This window comes from Acidaminococcus sp. (genome assembly GCF_057597765.1).
This window is the reverse complement of sequence record NZ_DBMBXK010000012.1, coordinates 17,177-29,457: the sequence shown is the minus strand read 5'-3', so window position 1 is coordinate 29,457 and position 12,281 is coordinate 17,177. Positions and strand designations below refer to the sequence as shown.

The 12,281-nt window shown below is 57.4% G+C and carries 14 protein-coding genes; all 14 read right to left on the bottom strand.

From position 1 onward, the window contains the following. Positions 1-10: 10 nt before the first annotated feature. A complete protein-coding gene (locus ACZOF8_RS08650) occupies positions 11-859 on the bottom strand; it encodes a DUF2156 domain-containing protein (protein WP_487426789.1) in 849 nt (282 codons plus the stop codon). A 106-nt stretch (positions 860-965) separates the two neighbouring features. Next, positions 966-1,574, bottom strand: coding sequence for a histidine phosphatase family protein (locus tag ACZOF8_RS08645; RefSeq protein WP_288311032.1), 609 nt, complete (start codon positions 1,572-1,574; stop codon positions 966-968). A 93-nt stretch (positions 1,575-1,667) separates the two neighbouring features. After that, positions 1,668-2,225 (bottom strand): elongation factor P, encoded by a 558-nt coding sequence (gene efp / locus ACZOF8_RS08640; RefSeq protein WP_022487620.1) that lies wholly within the window; start codon positions 2,223-2,225, stop codon positions 1,668-1,670. A gap of 39 nt (positions 2,226-2,264) precedes the next feature. Next, a complete protein-coding gene (locus tag ACZOF8_RS08635) occupies positions 2,265-3,314 on the bottom strand; it encodes a M24 family metallopeptidase (protein ID WP_487426774.1) in 1,050 nt (349 codons plus the stop codon). Between the two features lie 113 nt (positions 3,315-3,427). Further along, the gene (locus ACZOF8_RS08630; protein WP_279127640.1) at positions 3,428-4,648 is read right to left on the bottom strand and encodes a peptidase U32 family protein; all 1,221 of its coding nucleotides are present in this window, start codon (positions 4,646-4,648) and stop codon (positions 3,428-3,430) included. After that, positions 4,645-5,673, bottom strand: coding sequence for an endolytic transglycosylase MltG (mltG, locus tag ACZOF8_RS08625; RefSeq protein WP_154488258.1), 1,029 nt, complete (start codon positions 5,671-5,673; stop codon positions 4,645-4,647). The genes ACZOF8_RS08630 and mltG overlap by 4 nt, the downstream gene beginning before the upstream one ends. Before the next feature lie 15 nt (positions 5,674-5,688). After that, a complete protein-coding gene (locus tag ACZOF8_RS08620) occupies positions 5,689-6,003 on the bottom strand; it encodes a DUF1292 domain-containing protein (RefSeq protein ID WP_022487616.1) in 315 nt (104 codons plus the stop codon). 2 nt (positions 6,004-6,005) lie between these two features. Further along, complete coding sequence (gene ruvX, locus ACZOF8_RS08615; RefSeq protein WP_022487615.1) at positions 6,006-6,425, bottom strand: Holliday junction resolvase RuvX; 420 nt, start codon at positions 6,423-6,425, stop codon at positions 6,006-6,008. After that, positions 6,425-6,685: an IreB family regulatory phosphoprotein gene (locus ACZOF8_RS08610; protein WP_279127644.1), complete on the bottom strand. Its 261-nt coding sequence runs from the start codon at positions 6,683-6,685 to the stop codon at positions 6,425-6,427. Before ACZOF8_RS08610 ends, ruvX begins: the two co-directional genes overlap by 1 nt. Positions 6,686-6,741: 56 nt before the next feature. Next, positions 6,742-7,272: a TetR/AcrR family transcriptional regulator gene (locus ACZOF8_RS08605; protein WP_154488256.1), complete on the bottom strand. Its 531-nt coding sequence runs from the start codon at positions 7,270-7,272 to the stop codon at positions 6,742-6,744. A gap of 46 nt (positions 7,273-7,318) precedes the next feature. Continuing rightward, complete coding sequence (gene alaS, locus ACZOF8_RS08600; RefSeq protein ID WP_154488255.1) at positions 7,319-9,946, bottom strand: alanine--tRNA ligase; 2,628 nt, start codon at positions 9,944-9,946, stop codon at positions 7,319-7,321. A 140-nt stretch (positions 9,947-10,086) separates the two neighbouring features. Next, positions 10,087-11,460 (bottom strand): DNA repair protein RadA, encoded by a 1,374-nt coding sequence (radA, locus tag ACZOF8_RS08595; RefSeq protein ID WP_487426773.1) that lies wholly within the window; start codon positions 11,458-11,460, stop codon positions 10,087-10,089. After that, positions 11,461-11,895, bottom strand: coding sequence for a CtsR family transcriptional regulator (locus tag ACZOF8_RS08590; RefSeq protein WP_022487610.1), 435 nt, complete (start codon positions 11,893-11,895; stop codon positions 11,461-11,463). Between the two features lie 83 nt (positions 11,896-11,978). Beyond that, positions 11,979-12,251 carry a DUF1294 domain-containing protein gene (locus tag ACZOF8_RS08585; RefSeq protein ID WP_441368625.1) on the bottom strand — a complete coding sequence of 91 codons (273 nt, stop codon included), beginning with the start codon at positions 12,249-12,251 and terminating at the stop codon, positions 11,979-11,981. Positions 12,252-12,281: the final 30 nt, after the last annotated feature.

Below are 12,281 nucleotides of genomic sequence, written 5' to 3'. Positions count from 1 at the left end.
CAATCCTCCTTCAGCGGATGATGGTATTGTATTTTTTCACCATGAACACAGGCTTGTAGGATTCCTTGGCTTCCCGGAGTCCTTCCTTGCCCATGTCCTCTTCCCGGTTGATGTAGGTCACATCGGGCCATTCATGAGCGATATATTCCTTGTTGATGGCGGTGTACAGTCCCCGGATGTCCGGATCCGCCTTTTCCACATGGATCACCGCCGTGTTCTTCCCGGCCCGTTCCCCGAAGGTGAAGGCCTTCACCTGGCCGTCCAGCCGGATCAGACCGCCCCGGAGCTGGAGTTCATCCAGATGGTTCAGCCCTTCCTGGATGGCGTCGAATTCTGCCACAATGGAAGGATCGGTGAGTTCCCGCTGTTCCACCCACTGTTTCCCGTAGGCAATGCATTCGTCCTTGTTGGCCGGGGTAATGGGCTCGTAGACGAATTCCGGGTTGTCCTTCAGGAACTGGTTGTAGTGGTTCTTCTTTCCGTGGAGCTTCCGGCCGCTGAGGCTGGCCAGGCTGGCCCGCTGGTACACATAGTCCCAGTTGTCCCGGTCCGGGGTGAAGGTGTTCACCTGGGGCAGGTATTTCTGGAACCGTTCGATGGTATGCTCGTAGATCCCGTGCATTTCGAAAGGTTCCCCTTTGAAATACTGCTTCAGGGCGCAGATCACTTTTGGCAGGTCTTCATTGATCCCGCCGAATGGAGGCAGCACGAAAGTGGTGCCGTTGACGGTGACCTTGATGATGAGACAGCCGTGGCTGATGGCCCAGTAGCTGTCATACTGCTTCCGCCAGATAAAGATGGACCCGAAACAGCATTCCGAGGCATGGTAGTCCTCTTCGGTAAAGTAATCATCGAATATCGGCTTGTCGTCGATGCTGATATGCTTGAATTCTAAAATAAGAATCGCTCCCTCATTTGTAAGATGTTTATATGTATCTATTATTATAACAGATGAGTCAAGAGGCTTACAGCATCCCCATATCGTTCAGTTTGTCCACCCGGAATCCGTAGTCGGCGGTCTGGACCACCTGGACGAAGGCCGTGTTGGCCAGGCTCATCCGCCACATGTTGTCTATGGGGAACCCCAGGATCTGACACACCAGGAGCCGGATCAGGCCCCCGTGGCTGACGCACAGGATGGTACCTTCCGGTTCCATTTGGTCCACCAGTTCCCGGAAGGTTTCCCATCCTCTTTTTTGGGAAGCGGCCAGGTCTTCCTCCGCTTCCAGGTCCACCTGTCCCGGCTTCAGGAAAATATCCCGGAGGGTATCCGGATCCTTTTCCTGGATCTCCCGGAGATGATGGCCGTCCCATTTCCCGAAGGAAATCTCCCGGAGCCCGGGAAGGGCCTTTGCTTCCATGCCCCGGGCCGCCGCCAGAGGGGCAGCCGTTTCCCGGGTCCGGATCAGGTCCGAAGTATAGAGGGCATCCAAAGGCACCCGGGCAGCCCGGGTCACCAGGGCGGATGCCTGTTTCCGGCCGGTGTCGTCCAGGGGGTTGTTGGACCAGCCCTGGAGGATCCCCTGCCGGTTGGCCAGGGTTTCCCCATGGCGCACCAGATAGATTGTCTTCATGTTTCTTTCCTTTATTCCACCGTCCGGCCGGGTTTCAAAAACCGCCGGAATACAAAATGGGGCTGTCCTGCGACAGCCCCCATTTTCTCCCTGTTATGCTCTGGCAATATAATCCCCGGTACGGGTATCGATTTGCAGAACGTCCCCTTCGTTGATGAACAGAGGCACTTTGACCACATAACCGGTATCCATTTTGGCGTTCTTGCTGCCGCCGGTAGCGGTGTCCCCTTTGATCCCCGGTTCGGTTTCCACTACGGTCAGTTCCACCGTGTTGGGCAGTTCCACACCCAGGATCCGGTCCTTGAAGGTGATGACCTTAACGTCCATGTTTTCCTTCAGGAAGTTCACGGCCTTGCCCAGCTGATCCTTGTTCAGTTCCAGCTGATCATAGGTTTCGTTGTCCATGAACACATAGGTGCCATCGGCTTCGTACAGGTACTGCATGCCTTTTCTTTCCACAATGGCGTTTTCCAGACGTTCAGCCGCGTTGAAAGTCCGTTCCACCACAGCGCCGGTGCACAGGTTGCGCATTTTGGCCCGTACGAAAGCAGCGCCTTTACCCGGTTTTACATGCTGGAATTCAACGACCTGCCAAGCATCGCCGTCAATTTCAACCGTTACGCCAGTTTTAAAATCGTTCGTAGAAATCATGAAAACAACCTCCAAAAAAATATAGTTTATATGGGTAAATCAGAGTTCCTTCAGTTCCTTGGGCACGGAAGTGAGCCGTTCGCAGCCCGTTTCCGTGACCAGTACCGTATCCTCGATCCGGACACCGCCCTGATCAGGGAGATAGATGCCCGGTTCGATGGTCACCACCGCACCAGCCGGCAGAGGCTGGTCATTGGCCCGGTTCAGCACCGGTTTTTCGTGGATGTCCAGGCCCACGCCGTGGCCCAGGCCATGGCCGAAGTTGGGGCCGTAGCCTTTGCCGGTGATGAAGTCCCGGACGGCTCCGTCCACCTGGATACCGGTAAGCCCGGCCTTCAGGGTCTTTTCTCCCAGCAGGTTGGCACGGAGTACAATATCATAGATTTCCTTCTGCCAGGGAGCAGCCTTCCCCACCACCACCGTCCGGGTGATGTCGGAGCAGTAGCCCCCATAGGTGGCCCCGAAGTCGAACGTGATGAAATCGCCTGCTTCTACCACCTTGTCAGAAGCCACCCCGTGAGGCAGGGCGCTCCGTTTGCCGGAGGCACAGATGGTTTCGAAAGAAGGCTTGGTGGACCCCAGCTTCCGCATGTTGTATTCCAGTTCCGCCGCCAGATCGCTTTCCGTCCGGCCAGCCCGGATATGGGGCAGCAGCTGGAGGAAGGCTTCGTCGGAAATGGCCACTGCCTTCCGGATCAGGGCCATCTCTTCCGGGGTCTTCACCGCCCGCAGGCCCACCAGGTTCACATTCTTCCAGGTGGCATGGGGCAGGGCCGCTGCCAGGGCCCGCTGTTCCGTATAGGAGAAATAATCCCCGTCCAGGGCCAGGTTGTCCGACTGGGGCAGTTTGGCCGCTTCCGGCCAGAACCCGTGGAGATGTTCCACCAGTTCGCAGTCCGGAGCCTGCTGGCGCACCTGGAGGGTATACCGGGAATCGGTGATGATCACCGCCCGGTGGGCATCCACATACAGCAGGCTGTCCCCGCCGGTGAAGCCGGTGAAATACCGGATGGAAGAATCTCCCTTGATGAAGATCCCATCCACTTTTTCCTGTTCCAGAAAACTCCGGAGTCTTTCCAGTGCCTTCATCCTATCGTCTCCTTGTGCTTCGTCCAACAAAATCAGTTCGACTAATCTATTGTACTCTTAAACCCCGAAAAAAAGCAAGGGTTTCTATATACTTTGTTACAAATTGTTTTGTTTTATTTCTTCAGGCGGCGGACCAGGGAGAAGGGAGCCATCCGTCCGTCCCCTTTGGCGGTGAACACCATCTGAGCATGGGGAGCGGCGGTAAGAGGGTTCCCCTCTCCGTCCTTCATGTCCTCCAGGGTCCAGGGGAAGATTTCTCCCCCAGGAGTCAGTACTTCCAGCACTTCCCCTGCCTTCACATGGTTCCGCTGTTCCAGGGTCACCCGTCCCCCGGCCGGGTCAAAGTCCTTCACTAGAGCCACGAAATCCGCGCTCTGTTCATAGGAACTGGTGGTGTACACCTGGTCTTCCGGGCCGGTCTTCCCAAGGGCAAACCCGGTGGTATAGGGCCGGTGGGAGACTTTTTCCAGTTCCTGTCGGAGACTTTCCGGCACGGTGAAATGTTCCGGATCCTCCCAGCACAGATCGATGGCTTTCCGGTAGGCGCTGACCACGGTGGCCACATAATGGACGCTTTTCATCCGGCCTTCGATTTTCAGGCTGGTGACCCCTGCCTCCATCAGCTGGGGCAGATAATCAATGAGGCACAGATCCTTGGAATTCATAATATAAGTGCCCCGTTCATCCTCTGCCATGGGGAACACTTCCCCGGGCCGGTTCTTTTCCGTCAGGCCGAATTCCCACCGGCACACCTGGGCACAGGCCCCCCGGTTGCTGTCCCGTCCGGTGAAGTAGTTGCTCAGCAGGCACCGTCCGGAATAGGAAATGCACATGGCCCCGTGGACGAACACTTCCAGGTCCGCGGTGATCTTTTCCCGGATCTCCCGGATTTCCTGGAAGGACAGTTCCCGGGCCAGCACCACCCGTTCCGCTCCCAGGTCTTCCCAGGCTTTGGCGGTGGCCCAGTTGGTCACGTTGGCCTGGGTGCTTACATGGAGCCCCAGACCGGGGACCACTTTCCGGGCCGTCATCCACACTCCCAGGTCGGACACCAGCAGGGCATCCACCCCTGCGGCCTCCAGATCCCGGAGATAATCCGGCAGAGGCGGCAGGTCGCTGTTGTGAGGGAAAATGTTCACGGTCACATAGACCTTTTTCCCCAGGCTGTGGGCAAAGGCCGTGATCTCCCGGATCTCTTCCAGGGAGAAATTGGCGGCAAAGGCCCGGAGCCCGAAGGCCCGGCCTCCCAGATAAATGGCGTCAGCTCCGTACAACAGGGCCATCCGGCCCTTTTCCAGGCTCCCGGCGGGAGCCAGCAGTTCAGGTTTGTTCACTGTGCTTCTCCTATGACTTCTCCAGGGTTCAGTTTCTGGATCATGGCCACATGTTCTTCGTAGGTTTTGGTAAAGTGATGGTAACCTTCCTTATCCGCCACAAAGTACAGATAATCGGTCATCACCGGATGGATCACTGCACGGATGGCATCCATGCTGGGGTTCCCCACCGGTCCCGGAGGCAGGCCCTTGTTCAGGTAGGTGTTGTAGGGAGATTCCAGCTCCAGGTCGTCGTAGGTGACTTCCTTCTTCTGGGCTCCCAGGATGTACTGGATGGTGGTGTCGGACTGGATGGGCATCCCCATCTGAAGGCGTTTTTCAAACACCCCGGCAATAAGAGGCATTTCCTCCTTGTGGGTGGCTTCCCGTTCCACCATGGAAGCCAGGGTCACAATGTCCCGGAGGGGCAGATAGCTTTTCTGGATGTCCCTGCGCAGGTCCGGGGTCAGCTTTTTGTTGAACTCCTGGACCATCATGGCCACCATGTCCTTGGCGGTGGCCTTTTCCGGGATGTTGTAGGTGGCCGGGCAGATGAACCCTTCCGCCTTGTACACCACATCCGGATTGCGGCTTTCCATGTAGGTGTAGGGAGTATAGTTCCGGCAGGCATCCTTGAAGGCCTGGGCGGTGGTCAGGTGTTCCCGTTCCAGCTTCAGGGCGATTTCGTTGATGGTGGCCCCTTCCGGCACCGCAAAGCTGTTGGAATGGACCTTCCCTTTGGACAGGATGTTGATGATCTCCCCGTCGCTCATGCCGGCGGTGATTTCGTAGGTGCCGGCCTGGAGATGGTTTTCCAGACCTTTCACCCGAGCTGCCAGCCGGAAGGATTCCGGAGTCTGGATCAGCTTTTTGTCGTGGAGCAGGGTGGCAATGTCAGAGGTGGTCATGCCTTCCGTAACTGTGAACCGGACCTTCTGACCGGTGGCCAGGCTGGTGTTGGTGTTGAAGTAGTCCAGGTACCAGTAGCCTCCGAACAGAAGGGCCAGCACCAGGGCGATCCCGATGGGTAAGAATTTTTTCCGCATAATGGGCCTTCCTGGTTACTGGGCATCCATTTCGTCCATGATTTCCTCATAGGCTTTCCGGACTGCTTCGAATTCTTCATCGGTGGGATCCAGGTACACCGGGTCCCCCTTGTCATCAAAATCCACCCGGGCGATGATCACATTGTCCTCTTCCTCCGGGTCCGTGTCGTCCTCTTCCGGGATCTGGGTCAGAAGGGCGAAGTTCTTCCCATCCATGGGGATCACCATTTCTTCCAGATAATAGGATTCGTTGCCTTTTTCGTCGGTGATCACCACCACCGCTTCCTGGTCTTCCGTTGCCAGCAGCTTTTCGTCGTCGTTCTTGGCCATTGTCATTTCCTCCTCGGGCTGTCCAGGTAATTCTGCAGGATGACCACAGCGGCCATCATGTCGATGATTTTCTTCCGTTTCTTCCTCTGGAGATCCGCCTCGATCAGGACTTTTTCCGCTGCTACCGTAGAGAGCCGCTCATCCCAAAGGACAACCGGGATGGACGGGAAACGTTCCTCCAGGATGGTTTTGAATTCTTCACTGGCCCTGGCTCTGTCGCCAATGGACCCGTTCATGTTCTTGGGGTAGCCCAATACGAACTGCCCCACTTCTTCCGCCTCCACCAGTTCCGTGAGACGGTTCAGGTCGTTTTCCAGCCCCTTCCGGCGGATGGTCTCCACCCCCCGGGCGATGAAGCCGGTTTCGTCGCTGACGGCCACCCCGATGGTCCGGGTGCCCAGATCCAAGCCCATGATCCTCATCAGCGTTCTGATTCCTCCAGGTAGGCCTGGAGCAGGGCTTCGATCAGTTCGTACCGTTCAAAACGGCGGATCTTCAGCCGGGCGTCCTTGTAGCTGGTCACATAAGCCGGATCCCCGCTCAGGAGATACCCGGCCAGCTGGTCGATGGGGTTGTACCCTTTTTCCTTCAGGGCCTCTGCCACCTCCCGGATGGTTTCCGCCACACTTTTGGTTTCCGGAACCGGTTTGAACATGGTGGTTTCCTGTGTAGTACGAGACATGTTTCTCCCTCCTTTGTAAAGAAGGGGCTGTTGCACGGCAACACCCCCCGCTTTATTCAATAAAAATACTGACTGATGATCAGGGGAATGGATTCCTGGAACAGGACCAGCATCACCTCGATGGGGACTTCCATCCCTTCCAGGATCCACCGCATGGTCATTTCTTCCCCACCGTAGATCACCATTTCCGTGGCGAACTGGATGTGGGGGTTCGTCAGATCCGCTCCCGCTTTTTTCAGCATCAGGTGATAGGCATCCCGGACGAACCGCCGGTTGGTCTGGCGGATGTCTTCCACATCACAGCTGGTGTACAGGTTCTGCAGGAACTTCAGGTTGGCCTTGTACAGCAGGAACTTTTTGTACAGAGCCTCGGACCAACAGTGGCTTTTCAGGATATCCCGGCCGTGACGGGCCAGGATATGGAGATACACCCAGTGGGCCAGTTCCTTCTTGTTCTTGCAGCAGCGTTCAAAATCTTCCTTGGTCAGCCCCGCATCCCGGACGATTTCGTCCACTGTGATGTCGTGGAGGTGTTTTTTCTCCAGCAGATGGTACAGGGCTTTTCCCAGTTTTTCCTTTGGATCCATTTCCACACCTTCTTGTCAACCCAATCTTTCCTGTTGGTTGGTTTTCTCAGTTCAGCTGGCCTTCCACCAGTTCCAGAGCCTTGGCCAGGCCTGCCTGGACCTTGGAGGCATCCTTGCCCCCGGCCTGGGCCATATCCGGCCGGCCGCCGCCGTTGCCGCCCATGGCCTGGGCAACTCCCTTGGCGATCTTCCCGGCATGGATGCCTTTCTGGACTGCTTCCTTGGAAGCCATCACCAGGATGTTCACCTTGTCGGCGCTCATAGGTGCAGCCAGCACCACCACCCCGCCGGTCTTGTCCCGGAGGGTGTCCCCCATTTTCCGCAGGGCATCCACATCCTGTACCTTCACTTCCTGAGCCAGGAAGGGCACACCCTTCACCTCTTTGGCATCTGCCGTTACGCTGGCAGCCTGGGCAGCCACCAGTTTCTTTTCCATTTCATCAGCCCGGTGTTTTTCCGCCCGCAGGTCTTCCTGGAGGGCATTGATCCGGGTCACCAGGTTGTTGGGACGGCCCTTCACCGCAGCGGAAGCTTCCCCGATCAGATTTTCCAGTTCCCGGGTGTAAGCCAGGGCGCCCCGGCCGGTCACCGCTTCGATCCGCCGCACCCCGGCGCCAACGCTGGATTCAGACAGGATCTTGAACAGGCCGATGTGGCTGGTGTTGGACACATGGACACCGCCGCACAGTTCCATGCTGTAACCGGGCACATTCACCACCCGGACAATCTTGCCGTATTTTTCCCCAAACAGGGCCATAGCGCCCATTTCCTTGGCTTTTTCCAGATCCTGCTGGGAGATTTCCACATCCACTGCATCCAGAATCTTTTCGTTGACAATGTCTTCCACCTGGGCCAGTTCTTCTTCCGTCAGCGGAGAGAAATGGGAGAAGTCGAACCGGAGACGGTCCGGCCCCACATAGCTGCCGGCCTGGTTCACGTGGCTGCCCAGCACCTGTTTCAGGGCTGCATGGAGCAGATGGGTGGCCGTATGGTTCCGGGCAATGTCCCCCCGGCGTTTCAGGTTCACTTCGAATTCCACTTCGTCCCCTACGGCCAGGGTTCCCTGTTCCAGGGTGCCCAGCTGGATGGTGTACCCATCGGGCAGCTTTTTGGTGTCAGTAACGTTGAAAATGCCCTTGTCGGACACCAGCCGGCCGGTGTCTCCCAGCTGGCCGCCCCCTTCTGCATGGAAGGCGGTGTTAGTGAGGATCACTGCCAGTTCATCCCCGCTTTTGGCGTTCTGGATGGGCTGGGTATCGTGAGCCGGGAAGATGGCGGCCACTTTGCCGTTTTTGCTGGCTTCGTCCACCGTCAGGTTCCCCAGTTTCAGATGACGGGTTTCGTAGAGCACCGGTTTGCCCTCTTTGTCATTCCGGGCGGCACGGGCTCTTTCCCGCTGGGCTTCCATGGCTTTTTCAAAGCCTTCCTTGTCCATGGTGAAGCCCTGTTCTTCCAGGATTTCTTCCGTCAGTTCCCAGGGGAAACCGAAGGTGTCATACAGCTGGAAGGCGTCTTCCCCGTTCAGCACGGTGCTGCCGGCTTTCCGCATGGCATCGATCTTCTGGTTCAGGAGATCCGTGCCCTGTTCCAGGGTCTGAAGGAAGGAGTTTTCTTCCATGGCGATGACTTTTTCAATGTAGCTTTTCTTTTCCCGCAGGTCCGTGTAATGGTCCCCGTACATGTCGATGACCAGGTCCGCAGCCCCCACCAGGAATTCCTTCCGGATGCCCAGGAGACGGCCGTGACGGATGGCCCGGCGGAGCACCCGGCGCAGGATGTAGCCCCGGCCTTCGTTGGAGGGCAGGATCCCGTCCCCGATCATGAAGGTGACGGAACGGGCATGGTCGGCGATGACCTTCAGGGAAATATCATCCTTGGGGTCCGCATTGTAGGTTTTGCCGGACACTTTGCAGGCGTATTCGATAATGGGGAAAATCAGGTCCGTTTCAAAGTTGCTGGGTTTTTCCTGGAGCACGGAAGCCACCCGTTCCAGGCCCAGGCCCGTATCGATGTTCTTGTGTTGGAGAGGAGTGTAGCTGCCGTCCGCTTCCTTGTTGTACTGGGTGAACACCAGGTTCCACAGTTCCAGGAACCGGCCGCAGTCACAGCCGGGCCCGCAGTCAGGACTGCCGCAGCCCCGTTCTTCTCCCAGGTCGATATGGATTTCGGAATCCGGGCCGCAGGGACCGCCGCTGGCGATTTCCCACCAGTTGTCTTCCAGCTTCACGATCCGTTCCGCCGGCACCCCGCACACATCGTGCCACAGGTCATAGGCTTCCTGGTCCTTGGGGTACACAGTGATCCACAGTTTGTCCGCCGGCAGTTCCAGCACCTTGGTGAGGAATTCCCAGGCCCAGGGAATCACTTCTTTCTTGAAGTAGTCCCCAAAGGAGAAGTTCCCCAGCATTTCGAAATAAGTATGGTGCCGGGCCGTACGGCCCACGTTTTCAATATCCCCGGTCCGGACACATTTCTGGCAGGTGGTGATCCGGGTGGCAGGCGGTTTCACCTTGCCGGTAAAATACGGCTTGAACGGAGCCATGCCTGCGCCAATCAGAAGCAGCGTAGGGTCATCATGAGGAATCAGGGACGCACTGGGCAGTACCAGATGGCCCCGTTCCTTAAAGAAATCAAGATACTTCTGCCGAATCTCATTACCAGTTAAATATTTCATTACCAACTCTCCCAAATTCCCTCCAGCAAAAAGGAAAAAATCCCATCAGCCAGAAAATTAATTTCTCTTTCGTATCCCATAAATTATATAAAAAGAGAAGAAGACTGTCAAATAAATAAGGGGCTGCTGACCAGCAGCCCCTATTCCCCGTACATCCCTGCTATGGCCTCTTCCACAGTCCTGGCCTGGATGATGGTGACTCCTTTGGGTTCTTTTCCTGGTGGGAAACTTCCTTTGGGGACGATGAACCGGTGGAATCCCAGCTGGGCCGCTTCTTTGATCCGCCGGTCCGCCAGGCCCACCCGGCGCAGTTCCCCGGTAAGGCCCACTTCGCCCACCGCCAGCACCCCCATGGACACCGGCCGGTTCCGGTAACTGGAAACCAGGGCTCCCAGAATGGCCAGGTCCGCCGCTGGTTCCTTCACCTTCATGCCCCCTACGGCGCACACATAGGCATCCTGATCCCCGAAGTTCATGCCGCAGCGCTTTTCCAGCACCGCCAGCAGCATGTTCACCCGGTTGAAGTCCACCCCCACCACCGTCCTCCGGGGCAGCCCGAAGGGGGTGTGGGACACCAGGGCCTGGATTTCCGTCAAAATGGGCCGGTTCCCTTCCATGGCGGCAGTGATCACCGACCCGGATACCGGTTCTTCCTTGGCTTCCAGGAACAGTCCGGAAGGGTTGGCCACTTCCCGGAGCCCTTCCTCTTCCATGGAAAAGATCCCGCATTCACTGGTGGAGCCGAACCGGTTCTTCAGAGCCCGGAGCACCCTGTAGGTGTAGGACCGGTCCCCTTCGAACTGGAGCACCACGTCCACCATGTGTTCCAGCAGCCGGGGGCCTGCAATGTTCCCTTCCTTGGTCACGTGGCCGATGATGATCACCGCGATCCCTGTTTCCTTGGCAAAGGTCAGCAGCTTGGCGGTGCATTCCCGCACCTGGCCCACACTGCCGGCGGCGCTTTCCAGTTCCTGGTTGTACATGGTCTGGATGGAGTCGATGACCAGGAGACGGGGCTTCACCTGTCTGGCCTGGACCAGGATGGTGCCCAGTTCCGTGGCCGTCATGATCTGCAGAGCATCCGTTGCCTGTCCCAGCCGCTCTGCCCGCATGGCCGTCTGGGCTTCGCTCTCTTCCCCGGATACATAGAGCACCCGGGCACCCCGGGCCGCCGCCTTCATGGAAACGTCCAGGGTGATGGTGCTTTTGCCGATGCCGGGGGCCCCGCCCAAAAGGACCAGGGACCCGGGGACGATGCCGCCCCCCAGCACCCGGTCGAACTCATGGATGCCGGTGGTCATCCGCTGGACCTTCACCTTTTCCACCTGTTTCAGGGTCTTGGGGGTGGGGGCTTCCGTAATGGCAAGATAAGACGGCCGCTGCCGGCTGGGAGCCGGAGCCGCCGTTTCTTCCACCAGGGTATCCCACTGGCCGCATTCCGGGCATTTGCCCAGCCATTTGGGAGTGGAATACCCGCAGTTCTGGCAGACGTAATGGGTTTGTGTCTTGGCCACTTACTCCTCCTCCTGGAGCAGCTGGTACGCATTCCGCACGATCTGTTCCTTGTTTTCTTCGCTTACATGGTCCCCCAGCACATGGAGGAAATAATCCAGCAGCCGGGCCTCCCGGCCGGTGATCAGTTTGTGGGCCGCCAGCAGCTGGACCAGCTGGCCGGAGGATTTCACGTCCTTCCCCGCAGGAAGCTGGGGCTGGACATGGGGTTCCCGGGGCAGCCGGATGATCCGGATAAAGCCCCCGTTCCCCCGTTTGGATTCCACTTCATACCCCCGTTCCGGGGTGAAGCGGGTAGTCAGGGTGTAGGTGATCTGGCTGGGAGCACAGGACAGCTTTTCCGCCAGCTGGCTCCGTTTCACATCCACCCGGTCCTGTTCGTTGGCGAACAGCTCGCTGATGATGAATTGCTCTATGGCATCTGCAATATTGCGCATGATGATTACCTCCTACGGGACAGACAGGTTCTCCCATGCTCTATTATATTTGACAATTTGACGTTTGGCAAGAGGGAATTGTTTCACCCCAACACCCTGGCCCCCACTAAAACCTGCAGTCCCAGGATCACCGGCACCCCGATGGTGAATTTCAGATGCTTCGTCTTGTGCCGGAACAGGAACATGGCCAAAAGAGCCCCCACACTGCCCCCCAGGGCCGCCAGCCCCAGCAGCCGGATTTCCGGCACCCGCCAGGCCCCCCGTTTGGCACAGAATTTGTCATAGCCGTACACGGCAAAAGTAATAACATTGATCAAAAGAAGTCCCGCTGTAAGCGGGGTAAGTTGGAAAGACATGATATTGAGCTCCTTTATGGTTCATCGTTT